This window comes from Williamsia sp. 1138 (genome assembly GCF_002095435.2).
Classification (GTDB): domain Bacteria; phylum Actinomycetota; class Actinomycetes; order Mycobacteriales; family Mycobacteriaceae; genus Williamsia.
In genome coordinates this window covers 25250-45604 of sequence record NZ_MJEJ02000031.1, presented here as the reverse complement: position 1 = coordinate 45604, position 20355 = coordinate 25250, and the positions used below count along the sequence as shown (strand labels likewise).

22 protein-coding genes are annotated in these 20355 nt (G+C 66.2%); 12 read left to right on the top strand and 10 right to left on the bottom strand.

The genetic code is table 11. From position 1 onward, the window contains the following. Position 1 precedes the first annotated feature (1 nt). The 5 genes from BH683_RS05680 to BH683_RS05660 are packed head-to-tail and all read left to right on the top strand — an operon-like array spanning position 2 to position 3732. Entirely contained in the window at positions 2 to 715 is a 714-nt protein-coding gene (locus tag BH683_RS05680; protein WP_084835300.1) for an HAD family hydrolase, read from the top strand. After that, positions 715 to 1401, top strand: a complete 687-nt coding sequence (locus BH683_RS05675) for a glycosyltransferase (RefSeq protein WP_084835299.1) — start codon at positions 715 to 717, stop codon at positions 1399 to 1401. Before BH683_RS05680 ends, BH683_RS05675 begins: the two co-directional genes overlap by 1 nt. Continuing rightward, positions 1398 to 2363 (top strand): acyl-CoA dehydrogenase family protein, encoded by a 966-nt coding sequence (locus tag BH683_RS05670; protein ID WP_084835298.1) that lies wholly within the window; start codon positions 1398 to 1400, stop codon positions 2361 to 2363. Before BH683_RS05675 ends, BH683_RS05670 begins: the two co-directional genes overlap by 4 nt. After that, positions 2360 to 3130 carry a PIG-L family deacetylase gene (locus tag BH683_RS05665; protein WP_084835297.1) on the top strand — a complete coding sequence of 257 codons (771 nt, stop codon included), beginning with the start codon at positions 2360 to 2362 and terminating at the stop codon, positions 3128 to 3130. The genes BH683_RS05670 and BH683_RS05665 overlap by 4 nt, the downstream gene beginning before the upstream one ends. 29 nt (positions 3131 to 3159) lie before the next feature. Continuing rightward, entirely contained in the window at positions 3160 to 3732 is a 573-nt protein-coding gene (locus BH683_RS05660) for a class I SAM-dependent methyltransferase (RefSeq protein ID WP_084835364.1), read from the top strand. Between the two features lie 39 nt (positions 3733 to 3771). Here the strand turns inward: BH683_RS05660 and BH683_RS05655 are convergent, their stop codons facing one another. Then, positions 3772 to 4740 (bottom strand): YafY family protein, encoded by a 969-nt coding sequence (locus tag BH683_RS05655; protein ID WP_084835363.1) that lies wholly within the window; start codon positions 4738 to 4740, stop codon positions 3772 to 3774. 96 nt (positions 4741 to 4836) lie between these two features. Between BH683_RS05655 and BH683_RS05650 the strand changes: the two genes are divergently transcribed. Then, on the top strand, positions 4837 to 5826 hold the full coding sequence (locus BH683_RS05650) for an ABC transporter ATP-binding protein (RefSeq protein ID WP_084835362.1): 990 nt from the start codon (positions 4837 to 4839) through the stop codon (positions 5824 to 5826). Positions 5827 to 5871: 45 nt separating this feature from the next. Then, on the top strand, positions 5872 to 6639 hold the full coding sequence (locus BH683_RS05645) for an ABC transporter permease (protein ID WP_084835296.1): 768 nt from the start codon (positions 5872 to 5874) through the stop codon (positions 6637 to 6639). A 76-nt stretch (positions 6640 to 6715) separates the two neighbouring features. Here the strand turns inward: BH683_RS05645 and BH683_RS05640 are convergent, their stop codons facing one another. Together BH683_RS05640 and BH683_RS05635 are read right to left on the bottom strand one after the other, a co-directional pair. Beyond that, positions 6716 to 7978 carry a VWA domain-containing protein gene (locus BH683_RS05640; RefSeq protein WP_084835295.1) on the bottom strand — a complete coding sequence of 421 codons (1263 nt, stop codon included), beginning with the start codon at positions 7976 to 7978 and terminating at the stop codon, positions 6716 to 6718. Between the two features lie 46 nt (positions 7979 to 8024). Beyond that, positions 8025 to 8477 carry a DUF4262 domain-containing protein gene (locus tag BH683_RS05635; protein ID WP_084835294.1) on the bottom strand — a complete coding sequence of 151 codons (453 nt, stop codon included), beginning with the start codon at positions 8475 to 8477 and terminating at the stop codon, positions 8025 to 8027. Positions 8478 to 8789: 312 nt separating this feature from the next. On the opposite strand from BH683_RS05635, the gene BH683_RS05630 reads away from it, so the two are divergent. After that, positions 8790 to 9476: a CPBP family intramembrane glutamic endopeptidase gene (locus BH683_RS05630; RefSeq protein ID WP_084835293.1), complete on the top strand. Its 687-nt coding sequence runs from the start codon at positions 8790 to 8792 to the stop codon at positions 9474 to 9476. On the opposite strand, the gene BH683_RS05625 is transcribed toward BH683_RS05630, so the two are convergent. Genes BH683_RS05625 through BH683_RS05610 form a run of 4 tightly spaced genes read right to left on the bottom strand, consistent with a single transcriptional unit; the run spans position 9468 to position 13704 of the window. Next, a complete protein-coding gene (locus BH683_RS05625) occupies positions 9468 to 10400 on the bottom strand; it encodes an NAD(P)-dependent oxidoreductase (protein WP_084835292.1) in 933 nt (310 codons plus the stop codon). The two genes, BH683_RS05630 and BH683_RS05625, sit on opposite strands and share 9 nt — an antisense overlap. Beyond that, positions 10400 to 11404, bottom strand: a complete 1005-nt coding sequence (locus BH683_RS05620) for a 2-oxoglutarate and iron-dependent oxygenase domain-containing protein (RefSeq protein ID WP_084835361.1) — start codon at positions 11402 to 11404, stop codon at positions 10400 to 10402. The genes BH683_RS05625 and BH683_RS05620 overlap by 1 nt, the downstream gene beginning before the upstream one ends. A gap of 26 nt (positions 11405 to 11430) precedes the next feature. After that, a complete protein-coding gene (locus tag BH683_RS05615) occupies positions 11431 to 12279 on the bottom strand; it encodes a fused MFS/spermidine synthase (protein ID WP_084835291.1) in 849 nt (282 codons plus the stop codon). A gap of 6 nt (positions 12280 to 12285) precedes the next feature. After that, positions 12286 to 13704: a sulfite reductase subunit alpha gene (locus tag BH683_RS05610; RefSeq protein WP_246833207.1), complete on the bottom strand. Its 1419-nt coding sequence runs from the start codon at positions 13702 to 13704 to the stop codon at positions 12286 to 12288. A gap of 93 nt (positions 13705 to 13797) precedes the next feature. On the opposite strand from BH683_RS05610, the gene BH683_RS05605 reads away from it, so the two are divergent. Then, positions 13798 to 14727, top strand: a complete 930-nt coding sequence (locus BH683_RS05605; RefSeq protein WP_084835289.1) for a cobalamin biosynthesis protein — start codon at positions 13798 to 13800, stop codon at positions 14725 to 14727. On the opposite strand, the gene BH683_RS05600 is transcribed toward BH683_RS05605, so the two are convergent. Further along, positions 14659 to 15579, bottom strand: a complete 921-nt coding sequence (locus BH683_RS05600) for an SURF1 family cytochrome oxidase biogenesis protein (RefSeq protein ID WP_084835360.1) — start codon at positions 15577 to 15579, stop codon at positions 14659 to 14661. The genes BH683_RS05605 and BH683_RS05600 overlap by 69 nt on opposite strands. A gap of 174 nt (positions 15580 to 15753) precedes the next feature. Here BH683_RS05600 and BH683_RS05595 point away from each other — a divergent pair, with 174 nt between their 5' ends. After that, positions 15754 to 16797 (top strand): putative zinc-binding metallopeptidase, encoded by a 1044-nt coding sequence (locus BH683_RS05595; protein WP_084835288.1) that lies wholly within the window; start codon positions 15754 to 15756, stop codon positions 16795 to 16797. An 86-nt stretch (positions 16798 to 16883) separates the two neighbouring features. On the opposite strand, the gene BH683_RS05590 is transcribed toward BH683_RS05595, so the two are convergent. Both BH683_RS05590 and BH683_RS05585 read right to left on the bottom strand, forming a co-directional pair. Beyond that, on the bottom strand, positions 16884 to 17348 hold the full coding sequence (locus tag BH683_RS05590) for a low molecular weight protein-tyrosine-phosphatase (RefSeq protein ID WP_084835287.1): 465 nt from the start codon (positions 17346 to 17348) through the stop codon (positions 16884 to 16886). After that, positions 17341 to 18027 (bottom strand): HAD-IA family hydrolase, encoded by a 687-nt coding sequence (locus BH683_RS05585; RefSeq protein ID WP_246833206.1) that lies wholly within the window; start codon positions 18025 to 18027, stop codon positions 17341 to 17343. Before BH683_RS05585 ends, BH683_RS05590 begins: the two co-directional genes overlap by 8 nt. A gap of 31 nt (positions 18028 to 18058) precedes the next feature. On the opposite strand from BH683_RS05585, the gene cobC reads away from it, so the two are divergent. Then, positions 18059 to 19117 carry an Rv2231c family pyridoxal phosphate-dependent protein CobC gene (gene cobC, locus BH683_RS05580; protein ID WP_246833205.1) on the top strand — a complete coding sequence of 353 codons (1059 nt, stop codon included), beginning with the start codon at positions 18059 to 18061 and terminating at the stop codon, positions 19115 to 19117. After that, a complete protein-coding gene (locus tag BH683_RS05575; RefSeq protein ID WP_084835285.1) occupies positions 19117 to 20244 on the top strand; it encodes a Nif3-like dinuclear metal center hexameric protein in 1128 nt (375 codons plus the stop codon). Before cobC ends, BH683_RS05575 begins: the two co-directional genes overlap by 1 nt. Positions 20245 to 20355: the final 111 nt, after the last annotated feature.

Here is a 20355-nt window from a genome sequence, read left to right as displayed (position 1 = left end):
CGTGGGCGAGCAGGTCGCGATTCTCTTCGATATCGATGGCACCCTGGTTGATTCGGTGTACGCGCACGTGGTTGCGTGGCGTGATGCCCTGTCCGATGTCGGCCTGACCGTACCCCTGTGGGAGGTGCATCGGCGGATCGGTATGGACGGGTCGCTGCTGATCGATGAGCTGCTGCAGATCGCCGGGGTCAACGACGACGCCCCCGGGCGTTCGGACATCGCGGATGCGGCATCGTCGAAGCACAAGGAGATCTATCTGGCACGAGGCGACACGCTTGCGCTCCTGCCCGGCGCGCGAGAGGTCGTGCGACGTTCCAAGGAACTCGGATTCGTCACGGTGTTGGCAACCTCTGCACCGGAGGATGAGCTCAAGTTGCTCCGCGACCTGCTCGACGTCGAAGAACACGTCGACGCAGTGACATCAGGCGAGGATGTCGACACCGCCAAACCGGATGCGACGGTCGTGAAGATCGCCATCGACCGCGCGGGTGTCTCACCCGCCAATGCTGTCATGGTGGGCGACGCGACGTGGGACTCGATCGCTGCCACGAAGGCGGGGGCTCGCTCGGTGGCGGTGCTGACCGGTGGGATCAGTGGCGACGCACTGCGCGGAGCCGGAGCCAAGCGGGTGTTCCAGGACAGCCTGCATCTCGCGCACGATCTCGACGCGACAGTGGAGAGCCTGACCGGTCAGCCCGGACGAAGTTCACGCTGATGGACAAGGGTCGAAGACCTGAGAAGATCGTCGTCGTGGTGCCTGCTCACAATGAGCAGGCACTACTGCCCTCCTGCCTGGAGTCGATCACCGCCGCGTCTGCCGAGATCAGCTGTCCTGTCGAGGTGATCGTCGTGCTCGACGACTGCACCGACGGCACTGCGGCGTGCGTGTCACCGCCGACCACGGCGGTCACGGTCTCGGGACGATCTGTGGGTCAGGCCCGGAAGGTCGGCTTCGAGTCGAGTACGTGGGACGAGTCGACGTGGTTCGCGACCACCGATGCGGATTCGGTTGTCCCGGCCGATTGGCTCACCACCCAGATCGACGCTGCGTTCGACGGCGCTGACGTGTTCGCCGGCACCGTCGTAGGCGACGACTGGGCGCGGTGGCCCACCGAAGTGGCGGAACGCTTCTCCGCGGAATACCAGGCGAGTGACGGACACCGGCATGTCCACGGTGCCAATCTCGCAATGTGGGCGGCGGTGTACTTCGGCGTCGGCGGTTTTGCGCTTGTCGACCACGACGAAGACGTCGATCTCGTGAATCGGTTACGCATCGCCGGAATGTCGATCGAGTGGAGCGCGCGGGCGCCGGTGATCACCTCGACACGTCCTTTTGGGCGCCTGGCGGGTGGGTTCGCCGACCACCTGCGCGGTCTGGAGAGTGCAGGTGAGGCATCGTGACACCATCGGCGGCCTACCGGGCCCTGCAGATCGTCGACTCGGGCGAACTCGCGGCACCCCTGCCGGGTCATGGTGACACGGCGACCCGCTTCCGAACCCTGGCAGAACTCACCCGATCGGACATCAGTGTCGGGCGGATGGTCGAAGCCCACCTCGATGCCGATGCGATTCTCTCGGAGATCATCGGGGCCGGGACCGGCAACGGCGAGTTGTGGGGCGTGTGGGCCGCAGAGCCGCCGTCTCACGTGCTCAGGGCCCGCCGACACGGTGACCGGTGGCAGCTGTCGGGAATCAAGCCGTGGTGCTCGGGTTCTGTCGGCTGTACGCATGCGCTGGTGACAGCCCGCGACGGCGAGCGACGTCGACTCTTCTCCGTGGACCTGGCCCAGCACGGTGTCCATCCACAATCGGACGGGTGGCACAACACGGGTATGTCCGCAACCGACACCGAGACAGTCGAATTCGAGAACGCCGCCGCACAGGCCATCGGCGAGCCGGGCGACTACCTCGAGCGCGCAGGGTTCTGGCACGGCGGAGTAGGGGTCGCGTCGTGTTGGCTCGGCGGCGCGGCAAAGGTTGCGGACGCGCTGTATGGCAAGGCCGAGGCCGGCAGCGACGACATCCTGATGATGCATCTCGGTGCGGTCGACGCTCTGCTCGCCGACGGTTGGGCACAGTTGCTGTGTGCCGCTGATGCCATCGACAAGGCCCCGGGTGATGTCGCCTCGGCGCAGCGTCGGGCGTTCCGCGTGCGGTGGGGTATCGAGCAGATCGCGACCGCGGTGATCGATCGGGTGAACAGGGCGCTGGGACCGGCACCGCTGGTGCTCTCTCGTGACCACGCCCAAGCGGTCGCCGACCTCGCCGTGTACATCAGGCAATCGCACGCGGACCGCGACCTCGCGGCGCTGGGTCGGCTTGTCGCGGGCAACACTCCAGACGTGTTCGGGGACCGATCATGACCAGCACCGAGCGATTCGGGGCTGCCCCCGTGGCCGACGTCGGCACCAGCGAATCGACCTGGCAGCAGTGGTTTTCGACACGCGGTGAGATCCCGATGCTCGAGGTCGACGTAGAACGCCTCGTGGTGCTCGCCGCGCACCCGGACGACGAGATCCTGGGAGCGGGCGGGATGATGATCGCCGCCGCCGCGGCCGGTATCGAGGTGGTCACCGTGTGCCTGTCCGATGGTTCGGCATCGCACCCGGGGTCGCCCACCCATTCTCCTGAGGATCTGGCGGCCATCCGGCGCGGCGAATTGGACGCCGCGACAGACATCCTGGGTGTGGAACATTCGGTCTGGGGCGGGTTGCCCGACGGCGCGCTCACCACCGCTGACGGCGCGATGACGCGGATCGTCGAATCGGTTCTCGACGAGCGTCCGGACACTATCACCGGGGTGCTCTCGGTCTGGGAGCATGACGGCCATCCCGATCACGAGGCCGTGGGCCGATGCGCCTCCCGGATCACCAGGGAACGCGGTCTGCCGCTGTGGCGCTATCCGATCTGGATGTGGCACTGGGCAATTCCTGGCGAGGACACGATCGAATGGGACGCACTGCGGGCGCATCGCCTCGACGACGGCGCGATGGCAACCAAGAAGGCAGCCGTGGAGGCCTTTGCGTCGCAGATTCACCCGCTGTCCGACGCGGAGGCTGATCAGGTGGTACTGCCTGCGCACATACTCGAACGGCTGCTTCGCCGACACGAATACGTGTTCTCGCGGTGACGCCCATGGAGGAGAGCTACTTTCACGAGATGTATCGCGACAGCGACGATCCGTGGGGTTTCACCAGTCGCTGGTACGAGCAGCGCAAATACCAGTTGACGTTGGCGGCCTTGTCGGCCCCGCGATACGGCACGGCGTTCGAGGCAGGGTGTTCGATCGGCGTGCTCAGCGAGCAGTTGGCGGCTCGATGCGACGAGTTGCTGGCGGTCGACCTCAGTGACAAGGCGGTGCAGATCGCCGCCGAGCGTTTGGAGCCGCTCGGTGAGCGAGTGGTCGTCCAGACGCGTGATTTCGTGGCCGACTGGCCTACAGGGACTTTCGATCTCATCGTTCTCAGCGAGGTCCTCTACTATCTCGACCCCGCGCAACTCGACACCGTCATCGCGAATGCGGCGGCAGCGCTGACCGATGACGGCGAGTTGATCGCGGTGCACTGGCGATGGCCGGTCGAGGAGTATCCGCAAACCGGCGATCAGGTGCATGATCGGTTGCGAGACTCGGAACTGACCCACACGGCCGGATATCTCGACACCGACTTCCGTCTCGATGTCTTCACGCGAAAGGACCGGCAGTCCGTGGCGCAGCGAGAAGGATTGGTCTGACCCCGGACCGACGACGGTCGCGGTGGCAACGGAGCATTCTCAGGCGTTTCGGTAGCGCTCTGCGATCTCGAGGTGACGGTCAGCCAGAGCTGAGCACTCCTCGCGGAGTTCGGCGGGTCCGATCACGGTGAAGTCGGCGTCGAAAGCATGAAGCCATCGCGCAATCGAGCTCACAGATTGTCCGAAAAGTGACACCTCGCAACTGTTCACATCACCCGACTCGACCACGCCCCACTCCGCGTCGACCATCTCGGCCACCCGCTCGAGCGGGCTGTGGATCTCGACGCGCGCGGTGGCCTGCCGATACACCGAACCCAGGCTCCTGGCGACGTACGCGGCGGCACCACCGTCCGGCAGCTCCCGTGGAACGAAGCGGGGTCCGGTCGGGATCTTCGGCGTGAGCCGGTCGACCCGGAACGACCGCCAGTCGTCGCGACCCAGATCCCATGCCACGAGATACCATCGTGAACCGCTGCGCACCAGTCGATATGGTTCGACCTCCCGACGACTCTCCGCGCCACCACGAGCCCGGTAGTCGAAGCGAAGTCGCTCGTGCCGGTGGCAGACCGCAGCGACGTCGGCCAGCACCGCGGCCTCGACTTGAGAGACCGGCGTCCGCGACGGGGTGGCGTCCACCTGGAGCGAGTCGAGCCGGTGGCGCAGTCGTGACGGCATCACCTGGCGGAGTTTGGACATGGCCCGTACCGATGCCTCGTCGAGTCCGGCCACCGAACCGGTGGCTCCCGCACCCAGCCCGAGGGCGACGGCCAGCACCTCCTGATCGTCGAGCAGGAGCGGCGGCATCTCCGCGCCGGCGCCCAGCTGATAACCGCCGCCGACTCCGACACTTGCCTCTACTGGGTAGCCGAGCTCGCGCAACCGGTCGACGTCGCGCCGCACCGTTCTCGTCGTGATGTTCAGCCGCTCCGCCAGATCTGCACCTGACCAGTCCTTACGTGTCTGCAACAGGCTCAGTAGGCGGAGCAGTCGCGCTGAGGTGTCCAACATGTTTTCCACAATGCCAGAGATTGAGGACGGTAACTGTCCTCAATGGGTCATAGCTTCAGGGCACTGCATTTCATGGGCACTCAACGGACGGAAATCATGACAATCACATCCAGCACCACCACGCCGGCCATCGAGGTCGCCGGACTGACCAAGACCTTCAAGCAGGGCAAGAACACTGTGGAAGCCGTCAAGGGCATCGACCTGGCGGTGGCGGAGGGGGAGTTGGTGGCATTTCTCGGCCCCAACGGCGCCGGTAAGTCGACGACACTCCGGATGATCACCACGCTGCTCCGGCCCACCTCGGGATCAGCGTGGTTGGCCGGCCACAACATCGCCGAGGACCCCGACGCCGTCCGCCGCAAGATCGGTTACGTCGGCCAGGGTAACGGCGGCGGAAACAATCAGCGCGTTCGTGAAGAATTGGTGACCCAGGGCCTGTGCTATGGCATCAAGAAGTCTGAAAGTGCCTCGCGTGCTGACGAATTGATCGCCGCATTGGATCTGACGGGTATGGAGAACCGGAAGGTGAGCACGCTGTCGGGCGGGCAGCGTCGCCGCCTCGACATCGCGCTCGGCATCGTGCACCGTCCACCGGTGATCTTCCTCGATGAACCGACCACGGGCATGGACCCGCAGAGTCGAGCAAACCTGTGGACCCATATCCAGCGGCTGCGTGCCGAGACGGGCGCGACGATCGTCCTCACCACGCATTACCTCGATGAGGCCGACGCCATGGCCGAACGGGTGGTGGTCATCGACAAGGGCACGGTGATCGCGGATGACTCGGCGGCAGCGCTGAAAGACAACCTGGCGGGCGACCGTGTCGAATTGTCCGTCGAGTCGGCCTCCGACGCCGACGGGCTCGTGCGCCTCACTTCGGGTTTCGACGGTGTCCACGGAGCGGATATCACCGGAACCTCGGTGAATCTGCAGGTGGCAGGCGCCGACATCATGCTGCCGACCCTGATCACCGCGGCTGCCGAACGCGGCATCACCATCTGCTCCGCCCGGTCCTCCCGGCCGACTCTCGACGATGTCTTCCTGACCCTCACCGGTCGCAGTCTGCGGGAAACCGCAGCGGCCTGACCTCATCCATACCCACTCGAGCAAGAGACTCAGGAGAACCCCCTCATGGCAACCACCATCGTTCGAGACAGTTCCATCGTCCTGGTCCGCGAACTGCGGCCCACCATCCGCGACCCCTTCACCGTCATCTTTTCTCTGGTACAACCGCTGATTCTGCTGGCACTGTTCGGTCCGCTCCTCAAAGATGTTCCGGGCGCCGGGGATTCGGGCAACGTCTGGAACTGGTTCATTCCCGGCGTTCTCGCCATGATCGCCATCTTCGGAACCTCGATGACCGGCGCGAATCTGCTGGACGAGATGCACACCGGATCGCACGAACGGATGCTGGTGACACCTCTGAGCCGCAGTTCGCTGTTGCTCGGCCGAGCGCTCAAGGAGATGGTGCCGCTGGCCGCACAGGCAGTGATCATCCTGCTCATCGGGTTGCCGCTGGGCTTCGACATCAACATCGGCGGCGCGGCGATCGGCATCATCATCCTCGGAGTGTTCGGCGTCGGCCTCGGCGCGCTGTCCTACAGCCTGGCATTGGCCGTCCGCGAACAGGATTGGGTGTTCTGGACCGTTCAGCAGACCCTGATGTTCCCACTGCTCATCCTGTCGGGCACGATGTTGCCGCTCGATGACGCGCCGCGGTGGATGCAGCTCCTCGTCGACATCAATCCCCTCCACTACGTCGTGGAAGCCGAACGAGTGCTGTTCGTCGGGGACTTCGACACCCAGACGATCCTGAGCGGTGTACTCGCCGCGGTATTGATGGCGTGCGCCGGCCTCGCCGTCGGTGTCCGGGCCATGGGCAAGGCCTCCCGCGCCTGACCCCACCCCCCGATAGTGGGGCCTTTTGGCGAACAAATGCCCAGGTGGGCGTCGCCAGAAGGCCCCATCATCGGTGTCAGGGGAGGATGTTTGCGCGTCTCGCTGCGCTGAGCCAATCGGGGAACTCAGAGAGCAGGCGTGTGTAGAGTTCGTCGTCGGACACCTGATCGATGTCGTCGAGGGCAAAGAACCCCGCGTTGTCGACGGTGCGGCCCTCCATCTCGTCGAGTTGTTCGAGGACACCGTAATTGGCCCTGCCGATGCCGACGAACTGCCAGAACACAGGGGCCGTCGACGCCGCGCGCATCAACTGACTGATCGGCCCCTTCTTGCGGAAACCGCCATCGGTGAAGAACAGGACCAGTACGGGTCGACCGGGAACCGCCGAGTTCAGGATCTCGTTCATGATCGGCAGCTCGTCGTTCGAGAGGCCGATCGAGTCGTAGTCGAAACGACCGTGCGTGCCGGACAGATGCAGATATTCCTCGGTCCACGACTCCACGTTCTCGACGCTGATGTCGGGGACCTTCGCGAATCCGCGGGCGTACATGTACGGCTCGAGTTGTCCGTCGTCGTCGATCTGTGTGGCGACCGCCAGCATGCGCTCGACGACCCGGTGCACCACCTTGCGGGAGTACTGCTGGGTCATGCTGCCGGTCTTGTCGATGACGATGACCACCCGGGCGCGTACTCCGGTCGCGTTCTTGCTCAGCAGGACCTTGTGGACCTCGCGCTTGCGCAGGTCGAGGCGCTGACGCTTCTCGAGGGAGAGCTTCTCCTCTCCGGCAACAGTTCTCACGGCCGGTTCAGATGACGGCGACGCCGCCGTGGCCGGCGCGGGATCGTCGTCGACGCTGACACCGTGCTCACGGACCAGATCCGCGAAACCCCGATCCCAACCGGCGCTGACGTTGCGGACCTTCCACTCGCCGCCCCGCCGGTAGATCTCACCCAGCACCGCCGCCCGCTCGGTGGTCAGACCGCTGACCGGCAACTCGACCACGACGCCGGTGCCGGTGATCGATGACCCCAGCCCCGGGAGCGCTGCCAACGTCGAACCGAAGCCCTCGTCGCAGGCGACCGCGAACGCGATGGTCTCGACGTCCGCAGGTACTCGCGCGAGATCGACCGACAGCGTGGTCCCCGCAGACAGCACCACACCACCCTCCGGCGACTGCGGCTGATTGAAGAAGATGAAATCGGCGTCGGTACGAGTCTTGCGGTTGCCCGCCAACTGAAACGCCATCACATCCACGGAACCGGGCGCAGCACCCGACACCGCGACATCGAGGAGGCCAGTGGGAATGGTGGCGTTGGCGCCGCGCGACAGAGAGACCATTGCCCCATTATCTATCGGCAATCGACCGGTGCACCTGCGATGTCATTCAGGCGGCAGGCAGACCAGCGAGCGGTTGCACCGTCTTCGCGATGCCATAGCCGGCACTCCACGGGTACTGGCCCGCAGCATCCGGCCACACCAGCTGCAATGCCGACACCGACCCATACACGGAAAGGGCGACCCGCAGATCGGAGGTGGTCAGTGCTTCGATCACCATCAGATCCCGCTCACCGTCGATGAACCCGGCGAGGAGCTCACCGACCACGAGACGCCCACCGGCGCGGGCGATTCGATGACCCACCGTGTTGAGGATCGACCCGGCGACACCGGGCTCGAGACCATAGATGATCAGCTCGGGATGACCCAGCGAGGTCAGTCCGGTGGTGTAGGCAAACGACGGGAACCCGACCCGCTGAGCTGCGCGGACAGCGGTGACGGTCCAGTAGCGCTTGGCGATCGCCCGATGAGCGAACTCGACGGGATCGGACTGTGTGCGCATGATGCCCCCTTGTGGCTGGTGGTGCAGAAATCAACTGTGACGGGAGGCTAGCCCGAGCCACCGACAGTGTTTGATTGTTCGCTCCGTCGTGGGCCTTATTGCGCGTTCTTCGCTCGTCACGTGGCCGCTCCGCGTCCGCGTTCCTCACTGCATCACGCGCGGCCCACCCCTGCGCTCACGGGCGCTCCGCGTCCGCGTTCCTCACTGCATCACGCGCGGCCCACCCCTGCGCTCACGGGCGCTGCGCGCTCGCGTTCCTCACTGCATCACGCGCGGCCCACCCATACGCTCACGTGCCGATACAGTTTTCTGATGCGCGATGTGGCGGTGGTGGTCGGGCTACTGACACTGATCAACGTGCTGGCGCACTTCACCGTCGAGCATGCGATCTCGGTCGCGGTGCCTCTCGGCGCACTCGTGGCTCTGCTCTATGCGCGCCGGCGGGGGTTCTCGTGGGCCGAACTCGGTCTTGCGCGCAGTCAGCACCGCCGAGGACTGAGGTACGCGGCAGTGATCCTGGTCCCGGTGGTTGTCATCGCGATCGGCGGTGCGCTGCTGCCGCTGACCAGATCGCTGTACCTGTCCGACCGGTACGACAGTGTGTCCGTGGCACTGTGGGGCGCCCTCGTCATCATTCCGCTGCAAACGGTGATCCCGGAAGAACTGCTGTTCCGCGGAGTCCTCAACGCGACGCTCGTCAGGGTGGCGTCGGTGCGGGTGGTCTATCTCGCGGGCGCCGGCTTGTTCGGGCTGTGGCATGTCGCGTCGTCCACCGGGCTCACCGCGGGGAACGGTGGTCTGACCGATCTGCTGGGTTCGGGAATCGCTGCCCAGATTGCGGGGATCGCGGGAGCGGTGGTGGTGACGGGAGCGTCGGGGCTGCTGTTCATCTGGCTTCGGCGGCGCAGCAACAGCCTGCTCGCCCCGATGGCACTGCACTGGGCTGTCAACGCAAGCGGGGCGTTGGCCGCGGCGCTCGCCTGGCACCTGTCAGGCTGAGCTTGCTCGCGAGCCGGTCAGCACCCGGGCTGTGGCAGCCCAGCCCTCGCGAGCACTCGGGTGGGTGGGACGCCAGCTCGTTTCGTCGCGGAATCGGGTGTTCGCGGCCCGCACCGACCTGGTCAGCGAGGTGAGCCGGTCGCCGGCCAACAATCCTGCCCGTCCCGGTCCCCGGACCCACATCGCCGCGCCTGCGGCATCAGCGCAGGCTTGAGCGTGGTCGAGCTTCGTCAGTGGCTCGTCGTCGACGATGTTGTAGGTACCCGGGTGTGCGCCGAGCGCCGCGGCGACCGCATCGGCGCCGTCGGCGACGTGGATGCACGACAGGTACGAATCCGGGCGTCCAGACACGAATCCGATGTGCCGCCGGGCGAGGGCGAAGATCTGCTCGCTGTGTGCTGCGCCCGGACCGTAGAACAGCCCGAACCGCAGGATGATCGGCGTCCCACCGGTTCGCGCGAAGCCACGGATATTGGCCTCCGCCGTGAGATTGGTACGGGCAATCGGATAGGCCTCGACCGGAGCGTCCTCGTCGGTCCAGTTCGCGCCGTTGTCGCGATAGATCATCGTGACCGATTCCTGGATGATCCGCTCGACCCCGGCCGCGGTTGCGGCCGCCGCGACGGTCGCCGAACCCTCGCCCCGGACTCGTGCGCAGTCGCGCCACGCCCTCGAACTCGCGAAGCGCGTCGTGCTGGGTAGTGCGGAGGCGAGATTGACCACGGTGTCATGACCGGCGAAGGCTCGCGCGAGAGCTTCCCGTTCGAAGAGGGAGACGGCGACGGGTGTAGCGCCCTGGCGGGTGAGCCAGTCGGCTTTCTCAGCTGACCGTGCCAGCGCTGTCACGGCATGACCGCCACGGATCAACGCCGGGACGGTGTATCGCCCGATGGCACCCGTACCGCCGGTGACGAATACCCGCATCAGGTTCGCGCATCCGCCGTGCGGGCGGCGGCCTCTACCGGATACCACCGCTCGAACACGTCGGGGTGAGCGCGGGTCCGGCTCTTCCAGGTGTTCTCGCCGTACGTGGTGAACAGGGGATTGGCCGGATCTTGTTCGACGCCACGGGCTTTGTCCGCCAACGTCTTCGGCAATCGGATGGTGGGAATCACCGCGTCGAGGGCGGGGCTGTAGAAATAGGGGATCGACAGACGTTCGGCCGCACCCGGTGGGGTGAGTACCCGGTGTTTGGTCGCCCGGAGGTAACCGCCGGTGGCCACTTCGAGCATCTCGCCGACGTTCACCACAAACGCTCCTTCCCGCGGCGGTGCGTCGATCCAGCTGCCGTCGCCGGCCTCGACCTGCAGTCCTGCCGACCCTGGTTCGAGGAGCAGGAGTGTCAGCACGCCCGAGTCCTTGTGCGCGCCAACCCCCTGATCGCCTGCCACCGTTGCCTCCGTCCGCGCGGGATAACGAACGAGTTTGATCAGGGTCGCGGGTAACTCGGCGAACGCGCTGTCGAAGACGTGCGGGTCAGCGCCGAGGCCCGCCGCCCAGTTCTGCAGCAGCCGCAGCGCGACCCCCGCGAGTGCATCGTTGTATTCGCTCACCGCACTGCGTAATTCGGGAAGCGAGGCAGGCCACTGATTGGGGCCCTGCAGGCGCATGTACCCGTCGGCATCGGGGACGGGTTCGCGTTCGGGACCGATGTCTATCTGCTCTCGCCAGTCGATCTCGCCATTCGTGAACTCGCCACCAAGTCGGTTGTAGCCGCGGAAATGTGGACTGTTGATCATCGCGATCGAGAGCTTGTCGCGCTCGGGCAGCGCGAAAAATGCCCGGGCGGCAGCGCGCACCCGCGAGATCAGTTCTTCATCGACGCCATGGCCGACCAGATAGAAGAAGCCGACCTCGTGCGTCACATCACGGAGCAGTGCCCGGCCCTCGGCGGTGGCCAGCTCATCGAGATCTATCACTGGTAGCACGGCTTCCACCGTAGCCCCATGACCCGTCAGTCCCGCAGGACCTTGCCTGCCGCGGCGAAGCTGCGCACCTTGGGATCGAGCCAGACCTGGGCGGGGACACCGCCGAGGAGATTGCGTGTCAGCGCGGGGGAGTCGCCGAACGGCACGTCGCTGCCCGCGATGACGATGTTGCCGTACCGGCGGCCTTTGAGCATGGCGGGATCGGCTATGACGGTCAGCTGCTCGAAGACGGTGCCGAGGGTCGCGGCCTCGGAGCGGGCAAGCGAGAGATCTCGTGTGTCACCGCAATTGACCACGTAGATGCCGCCGGGTGCGAGGACCCTGCGCACCTGCTGGGTGAACTCGAGAGTGGTCAGGGCTGGTGGGGTTTGTGTGCCGGCGAAGACGTCGCGGATGATCAGATCGCGGGTGGACTCGGTCAGCGATTCTGTGACGGCGCGGGCGTCGCCGACCCGGAGCCGCAGCAGTGGGGCACGCGGCAGGTCGAACCACTCACGGACGAGTTCGGTCAGCCGCTGATCGATGTCGACTGCCACCTGCCGCGCTGCGGGGTACGTCGCAGCGAAGTACCGGGCCAGGGTGCACGCCCCGGCGCCGAGATGCAGGACCCGCAACCGGGCGTCGGGGTCCCAGTGTTCCTTCGCGATCTCGGCGATCCACTGCATGTACTCGAAATCGAGCTGGGCCGGGTCGGTGAGGTTGATGTGTGAACTCTGCGCCCCGTTGACGGTGATGATCCAGCCGTCGGTGAGGTGGTCGCGTATCAGCTCACAGGTACCGGTGTCGATCGCGTACGTGCCGGCCTCGGGTCCGGCAGCGGCCTCGCTGCCGGCACCGGCGTTTCGCGATCGTGTCTGCCTGCGTCCTTTTGCCACCGGGAATCAGTACACGTCGCGCAGGTAACGCTTTTCGCGTTTGAGGGTGTTCACGTAGTCTTCTGCGGCTTCCTCGTCGAGGCCACCGTGCTCGGCGATCACGTCATGAAGCGCGGTGTCCACGTCTCGCGCCATCTGTGCGGCGTCACCGCACACGTAGAAGTAGGCGCCGACGTCCAGCCAGCGGAACAGCTCCTGCCCGTGCTCCCGCATTCTGTCCTGCACGTAGATCTTCTGCTCCTGATCGCGCGAGAACGCGAGATCCAGGCGGTGCAGGACACCGTCGCGCTGAAACTGCACGAGCTCGTCTTCGTACATGAAATCTGTTGCGCGGTACTGGTCCCCGAAGAACAGCCAGTTGGTTCCGGTGGCCCCTCGGGCCTTCCGTTCGTAGAGGAACGAGCGGAAGGGCGCGACACCGGTCCCGGGCCCGACCATGATCACCGGCGCCGCATCGTCGGCAGGCAGGCGGAACGAACGGTTCTTGGACAAGAACACACCGGCGGTGTTGCCTGCGCCGACCCGATCAGCGAGATACGTCGAGCACTGTCCGCGTCTGTCGCGCTGCGCGGAACGATGCCGCACCGCGGCCACTGTCAGATGCACCATGCCTTTGTGGGTGAGCGGAGACGACGAGATCGAGTACACGCGATGGGCCAGCGGACGCAGCAACTCGAGGAGTTGGGCTGCGGTGATCTCCAGGTTCGGATCCAGGTCCAGCAGGTCGAGGACATCCTTGCCCCACAGCCAGCCTTCGAGGGCTTCGCGTTCTTCGGTGGAGAGCACGTGCACCAACTCGGCGTCGCCGGTCCGGTCGGCCACGTGGTCGAGGAGCTCACGGGTCGGTAGCGAGATCTCGTACTCGTAGGTCAGCAGATCGAGCAGTGTCGACTCGCCCGTCCGTGTCGTGATCGACTCACCGGGATCGGCGCCGATGCGCTCGATCAGCGCGGCGACGAGTTCCGGATCGTTGACCGGCCGGACACCGAGTCCATCGCCGGCCTCGTAGTCGATGTCACTGTCGCCGAGGTCGAACACCACGTGACGCACGTCTTTGCCTGATCCGGAGCCACGCAATGGCCGGTTGGCCACGAGCTTGGCACCATATGGATTCTTCCGGGTCCAGGGTGATCGTTTCGGTTTGTCCGACGTGCCCGGAGCCTCCTGGGCAGGAGGTACCTCGGGAGCGGTGACGGTGTCGAGTTCGCGGAGTGCCTCCAGCGCGGTGGCGAGCACGTCGTCACGCGTGGTCCCGGCGACTGCGGAATCGAAACCTGCCAGGAATCCCGACAGCCACAACCGCTGGTCCCCGGTGTACTGGGCATCGCCGGGCAGATTGGAAGTTTTCATATGCCTGCCATTGTTCTCGATGTGCTCGCCCGCATCTGCAGTGGGCCGGGCACCGCTGCGACGTTGAAGCGGCACCTGGCGAGGATGAGGGTACCCTCACCAGCTGTCGGTGCCGCTGGCACCCGTGGCGGTCGTCGCAGGTGTTCGCCGTCTGAGATATTGACCTACATGGCATCAGATGTGTGGACGCGGGCCGCGGGCCTGAGCGCGGGCTACCTGCTGGACCGCGTGTTCGGTGATCCCGTGCGCCTGCATCCGGTGGCCGGCATGGGAAACGTCGCCGGCTCCCTCGAGAAGCTGCTTTACCGCGATTCGCGCTGGGCCGGTGCGGCTTTCACCACGATCTGCGTAGGCGGGGCGATCGGCACCGGATATCTGTGCCGACGCGGCGGAGCCGTGTCCGTGGCGGTGGCGACATGGATCGCGCTCGGCGGAACCTCGCTCGCTGCGGTCGGCGAGCGCCTCGGTGAGGCGCTCGCGGCGGACGACGTCGAATCTGCCCGTGCACTGATCCCGAGCCTGTGCGGGCGCGACCCGGCGAGCCTGGACAGCGCAGGAATGGCGCGGGCGACCATCGAGTCCGTCGCAGAAAACACCTCCGACGCCGCTGTTGCACCCTTGTTCTGGGGTGCCGTCGCCGGCGTGCCCGGACTGCTGGGCTACCGGATGGCCAACACCCTCGACGCGATGGTCGGCTACCGAAGTGACCGGTACCTCCGATTCGGGTGGGCCAGTGCCCGACTCGATGACGTTGCCAACTACCTGCCGGCCCGGTTGACCATGGTCCTGGTGCTCGCCATCGGGCCCGACCGCCGGTCCGGGACGACAGCCGTCCGACGCGATGCCGCGGCCCATCCGAGTCCCAACGCCGGCGTGGTGGAGGCGTCGTTCGCCGGCGTCCTGGGGGTGAGTCTGGGAGGGATCACCGTCTACCGGCACGGCACGGATTCGCGACCCGTCCTGGGCCGGGGAGCGGCGCCGACCGTTCGCGATGTGCAGCGTGCGACGACGCTGTCACGCCAGGTGCAGCTAGGTGCGCTCGCGGCCGTAGCGATCGGTCAGCTTCTGGTTCGAACCGCTGTCGCCCGTCGGTCCTGAACCGATGACACCCCGCGCAGACGCGCTCTCGCGGTGCGTCGACGAGGCCGCGAGCGCCTCCCTCGTCTGCTTGCCCCGTTCACGCGGCTTGCGCGGCGGCACGTCGGTGCCGCTTGCGTTCGCGCGACGTTGCTTGATCTCCGACCACGCGAAGTAGCCCAGTCCGAGGGGGGCCATCAACCCGAAGGCCAGCCACTGTAATCCGTAGGAAAGATAGGGCCCGGTCTCGAGTTGCGGCAGCGAGATCACTCCGAGCGCGCCCGGCTGCCCTTCGGTCAACTGCAGATAACCGGCGGTCAACGGTACGTCCACTGTGCGGCTGATCAATACGGGATCGATCGAGTAGACCTGTATGGCACCTGCTTCGGTACGGGGTTCTCGACCGGGCATGGTGCTCTCCGACGCCCGGATCCGGGCCTGGACTGTCACCTGTCCGGTCGGCGCCGGCGTGATGGGTGGCAGCGCTGTGCCCTGTTCCGGGTTCACATACCCCCGATTGACCAGGTATGTGCTGCCGGAGGTCTCGGCAAATGGCGTGAGCACCTCGTAGGCGGGGGAGCCGTCCACCGAACGCAGCCGGACGACGACTTCCTTGTCCGGCAAGTAGGTGCCGGTGAGCTCGACCCGGCTCCACTCGGCGTCGGTGATCGGCCGGCCATCTCGGTACAGCTCGTCCACCGGCACCGGTTCCGCCGATTCGGCCCGCTTGATCAGATCGTTCTGATGCTCGTTCTGCGAGTTCTTGCCGAGTTGCCAAGGTGCCAGCACCCAGAAGCAGGCGGCGGCGAAGCCCAGAACCACCAGAGCGAGCGCAATCCAGCCCGGACGTAGGAAGTTCCGCAGGATTCGCACACCCACACGGTACCGAGCGCTCCGAGATGAAGTTCTGGGGTGGCCGTCGCAGCGACGTCGGATGCGCGGGAGGGCATGGTTATTGTTGACCGTAGCGGGGCGGTTGAGACACTGCGGTCCCCAGGCGGCGGGCCTTCGCTGCGCCGCCCATCATCATCTGATCGGAGAGTCCTGATGCGCGATCTGGTCTGCCGCAAATGTGGCCAGAAGTTGTCCTTTGAAAACACCCTGTGCCTCAACTGCAAGAGTCCTCTCGGGTTCCACCTTCCCGCCCGGACCATGTACGTGCTCGACGAGAACGCCACCACCGAAGTAGACGGCGAAACCCTGGTGCGCTGCGCCAACTTCGACCTCATCGCCTGCAACTGGCTGATCCCTCCGGTTGAACCAGGCGCGAGTACCCCTGCCGGAGAACCGGATCCGTCTGCGCTGTGCGAGTCGTGCCGATTGACCCGGACCCGTCCGGCCGACACCGATGTCGATGCGATCGCCGTGTTCGGAGACGCCGAGACCAACAAGCGCAGGGTGATCCTCGAACTCGACGAGCTGGGCCTGCCGATCCGGGGACGCGACGTCGACCCGCAGACCGGCCTGGCGTTCGACCTGCTCTCGAGTGCGAACAACCCGGTGATCACCGGCCACGCCGACGGGGTCGTCACCCTCGACCTCGCGGAAGGCGACGACGTCCACCGGGAACAACTGCGGGTGTCGATGGATGAGCCATATCGCACCCTGATCGGGCACTTCCGCCATGAGATCGGGCACTACTACCAGATGGTGCTGGTCGGGACCGGCGAACACCGGCCGCGTTTCGAAGAACTCTTCGGGAACCCCGACGACGACTATCAGGCCGCACTCGATCGTCATTACAGTGAGGGACCGCCCGACAACTGGAAGAGCGATTACGTCTCTTCGTACGCCACGATGCATCCGGCGGAAGACTGGGCCGAGACGTTCGCGCACTACCTGCACATCCGCGACACCCTCGACACCGCCGCGGCCTTCGCCATGGCGCCCAGCGGGGCGACGCTCGACAGCGTGCTGCTCGGCGACGTGGGCTTCGACCAGATCATCGATCTGTGGCTACCCCTGACCTGGGCGTTGAACCAGATCAACCGCTCGATGGGTCACCAGGACCTCTACCCGTTCGTTCTGCCCGCGAAGGTGCTCGACAAGATGCGGTTCATTCACGGACTCATCTCACCGGCGATTCTCTGACCGACCACGAACCCACTCGTTCCGGGCACGGCCAGGTGCTGCAGCAGCTGGTTGTGGCGCGGACGGGTGGGTTTGTCGGCGTGGGTCTACAGGCGGGTGCGAACCCACTCGATCAGGCCGGGCATCGCCGCCTCGATCTGCATCCGGACGTCGGTGAAGTCGGAGTCCGCCCCGTAATAGGGGTCGGCCACGTCATCGCTGTCGGCGTCGGGATCGAAGCTGCGCAGGAGTGCCGAACGGTCGGCGACACCGGCGTCCCGCAGCGCGGCGAGGTGCCCGGTATCCATGGCGAGCAACAGATCCGCCGACAGGTGCTCGCTGCCGAGCTGGGCCGCGACGTGTTCGTCGTCGTACCCCGCGGAGGTTAGTTCGGTACGGGCACGGACGTCGGCGGCCTCGCCGACATGCCAGTCACCGATCCCGCAGCTGCTCACGCGGACCTGGTCTGTGAGGCCCGCGTCCTCGAGCGCGTGCCGGAAGATGTTCTGGCCCATCGGCGATCGGCAGATGTTGCCGGTGCAGACGAAGGTGACGTGCAGCCGATCAGGCATGGATGAGTTCCCGCAGCGCCGACACCGACTCGACGGTCCAGGCCGCGTCGGAATCCTCCTCGTCCAGTGCGTAACCCCAGGTGACGAAGACCGCCGGGATGCCGAACTCGGCAGACCCGTGCACGTCGTGGTGGCGGTCACCGATCATGACGACCGGTCGCTCGGCGACGTCGGTGATACCCAGTGATTTCAGTGCGTGTTCGATGACGTCGGATTTCGTCCGTCGGCTTCCGTCGTCGGAGGCGCCCGCGATGTACTGGAAGTGGCCGTCGAGCCCGAAATGCTCGAGGATGCGGCGGGCTGTCGTCTGGTTCTTGGACGTGGCCACGGCCATCGGCCGGCCGGAGTCGGACAACTCGGCCAACAGCGCCGCCATCCCGTCGAACACCGAGTTCTCGAGCCATCCGGTCGCCACATACCGTTCGCGGTAGGCGAGCATCGCCGCTTCCACGTCTGCGTCGGAGAGCTGCATGCCACGCAAGCTGTCGACCATCGGCGGGCCTGCGATCCCCGCAACCAGGGCAGGGTCGGGCTCGGGTGCCCCGACCGAGGCCAGCGCGTGACGGAAGCTGTTTTCGATGCCTGCGAACGAATCGGTGATGGTGCCATCCAGATCGAACAACAGGACGGTGGCAGGGTCGGCGGGATCGGGTAGGGGAGAAACGTTGGGCGAGCTCACCTGGTCCATCCTGCCCGTAGGCTCGACAACTGTGAAATCAGGAATCCGAACCGTGGGATCGGAATGGACGCGGTCGTCACTGGCAGACCTCGGGCGGCACGGCGACGTCGACGCCGAGCCCGGGTTGGTCGACTTCGCGGTGAACGTGCGTGGTTCGACGCCCCGGTTTGTGCGGGAGGTGCTCGCGAGCCGCCTCGATGACCTGGCCGGATATCCCTCCGCCGACGACGAATACAGAGCGGTCGCGGCCATCGCAGACCGTCACGGGCGCGACCCTGCCGAGGTGTTGCTGCTGTCCGGGGCAGCGGAGGGTTTCGCGCTGCTGCCGCAGCTCGCGCCCCGGCGGGCCGCCCTCATCCAGCCGTCGTTCACCGAGCCCGAACGCGCGTTGCGGGCGGCCGGGATCGAGATGGATCACGTCGTTCTCCCAGAGCCGTGGGAACTCGATCCGCGTCTGGTGCCGGACACCGCAGACCTGGTGGTGCTCGGGAATCCGACGAATCCGACGTCGGTGCTGCACCCGCGCGCGGCCATCGAGTCCCTTCTGCGGCCGGGCCGGGTCGTGGTGGTCGACGAGGCCTTCGCGGACGTCGTGCCGGGAGAACCGGAGAGTTTCGCCGGCGTTCGCCACAGCGGAGTGCTGGTGTTGCGCAGCATCACCAAGACCTTTGCGCTGGCCGGCCTACGTGCCGGGTACCTACTCGGGGATCCGGCTCTGCTGCGACGGCTGTCGGCCCGTCGTCCGCACTGGCCGCTGGGAACCCTGCAGCTGGCGGCGCTGGAGCTGTGTGCGGGCCCACAGGCGGCACGCTACGCCCACGAACAGGCGGTATCGGTTGCCACGCAACGAGCTTCGATGATCGAGGCGTTGCGATCAGCCGGTCTCGAGGTGATCGGGTCACCGCAGGGTTCGTTTGTGTTGGTCGCAGTTGCCGACGGCACCGCCGTCAAGAACGGGCTGCGTGAACACGGCTATGCGGTGCGCAGCTGCGCCAACTTCGTCGGATTGGATGCCGACCACCTACGGTTTGCCGTCCGAGACGAGGACACCGTCGCCGGATTGATCGCAGCTTTGAGGAAGGTGATCTGATGACCACACTCGCCGAGGTGATCGACGTTCTCGAGCGCGCCTACCCGCCTCGGCTCGCCGAGAGTTGGGATTCGATCGGCCTGGTGTGCGGCGATCCGGCCGAATCGGTCGACTCGGTGCTCTGCTGCGTCGACGTGACCGAGGAGGTGGTCGATCGGGCGATCGCCGCCGGCGTCACCCTCATCGTGGCGCATCACCCCCTATTGCTGCGAGGTGTGGACACGGTGGGTGTCCACACCTCGAAGGGACGTCTCGTGCACCGCCTGATCCGCGGCGGATGTGCGCTGTACACCGCGCACACCAACGCGGACTCGGCGAATCCGGGAGTATCCGACGCGTTGGCCGACCTGCTCGGACTCACCGCATTACGTCCGCTCGACCCCAAACCCGCTGTTGCGATGGACAAGTGGGCGGTGTTCGTGCCGACCGCCGACGCCCACACCGTTCGCGAGGCGATGTTCGAGGCCGGGGCCGGTCGAATCGGGGACTACAGCCACTGCTGTTGGAGTACGGCAGGCACCGGTCAGTTCCTGCCGGGGACGAGTGCCGATCCGGCCGTGGGATCGATCGGGGAAGTGACCCGGGTCGTCGAGGACCGCATCGAGATGGTGGCTCATCGTGCGGTTCGCAACGACGTCCTCGCCGCGCTGCGCGCTGCGCATCCCTATGAGGAGCCCGCCTTCGACCTCGTGGAGATGGCGGCGGCGAACAGCGATGAGGGTTTGGGCAGGGTCGGGGAACTCACCGAGGCGATGACGCTCACCGAGTTCACCCATCTCGTGTCCCGTTCGCTGCCGGCGGCGCCGGTCGGGGTCCGTGCCGCGGGCGATCCGCAGCAGATGGTCCGGACGGTGGCGGTGTGCGGTGGGGCGGGCGATTCGCTGCTCGACACCGCGCGCGGCAGCGGGGTCGATGTCTATGTCACCGGTGATCTTCGACATCACCCCGTGGACGAGCACCTGCGCGCCGGTCCGCCCGCACTGATCGACGCCGGTCACTGGGCCACGGAGTTCCCGTGGTGCGCGCAGGTGAGCCGGTTGTTGGAGGCGACCCTGCCCGGACTGTCGACCGACGTGTTCGGCGAGCCGACAGACCCGTGGACGATCCATGCCCAGCGAGGGTCCTGACGTGCGCCGCGAGCGCCGCGGTGATCGGGCGGGGGCGCAGACCGCGTACCGTTGCACAATGTCATCCTGGCGATAGATGCGGGACTTGGCGAGGATCCGGCCACGGGGCCG

Bases quoted from the DNA above. Each gene is read 5' to 3' on its own strand.
- BH683_RS05675 (WP_084835299.1), top strand. From the start codon at position 715: ATGGACAAGGGTCGAAGACCTGAGAAGATCGTCGTCGTGGTGCCTGCT.
- BH683_RS05665 (WP_084835297.1), top strand. From the start codon at position 2,360: ATGACCAGCACCGAGCGATTCGGGGCTGCCCCCGTGGCCGACGTCGGC.
- BH683_RS05660 (WP_084835364.1), top strand. From the start codon at position 3,160: ATGTATCGCGACAGCGACGATCCGTGGGGTTTCACCAGTCGCTGGTAC.
- BH683_RS05655 (WP_084835363.1), bottom strand. From the start codon at position 4,740: ATGTTGGACACCTCAGCGCGACTGCTCCGCCTACTGAGCCTGTTGCAG.
- BH683_RS05650 (WP_084835362.1), top strand. From the start codon at position 4,837: ATGACAATCACATCCAGCACCACCACGCCGGCCATCGAGGTCGCCGGA.
- BH683_RS05645 (WP_084835296.1), top strand. From the start codon at position 5,872: ATGGCAACCACCATCGTTCGAGACAGTTCCATCGTCCTGGTCCGCGAA.
- BH683_RS05640 (WP_084835295.1), bottom strand. From the start codon at position 7,978: ATGGTCTCTCTGTCGCGCGGCGCCAACGCCACCATTCCCACTGGCCTC.
- BH683_RS05635 (WP_084835294.1), bottom strand. From the start codon at position 8,477: ATGCGCACACAGTCCGATCCCGTCGAGTTCGCTCATCGGGCGATCGCC.
- BH683_RS05630 (WP_084835293.1), top strand. From the start codon at position 8,790: ATGCGCGATGTGGCGGTGGTGGTCGGGCTACTGACACTGATCAACGTG.
- BH683_RS05625 (WP_084835292.1), bottom strand. From the start codon at position 10,400: ATGCGGGTATTCGTCACCGGCGGTACGGGTGCCATCGGGCGATACACC.
- BH683_RS05605 (WP_084835289.1), top strand. From the start codon at position 13,798: ATGGCATCAGATGTGTGGACGCGGGCCGCGGGCCTGAGCGCGGGCTAC.
- BH683_RS05595 (WP_084835288.1), top strand. From the start codon at position 15,754: ATGCGCGATCTGGTCTGCCGCAAATGTGGCCAGAAGTTGTCCTTTGAA.
- BH683_RS05590 (WP_084835287.1), bottom strand. From the start codon at position 17,348: ATGCCTGATCGGCTGCACGTCACCTTCGTCTGCACCGGCAACATCTGC.
- BH683_RS05575 (WP_084835285.1), top strand. From the start codon at position 19,117: ATGACCACACTCGCCGAGGTGATCGACGTTCTCGAGCGCGCCTACCCG.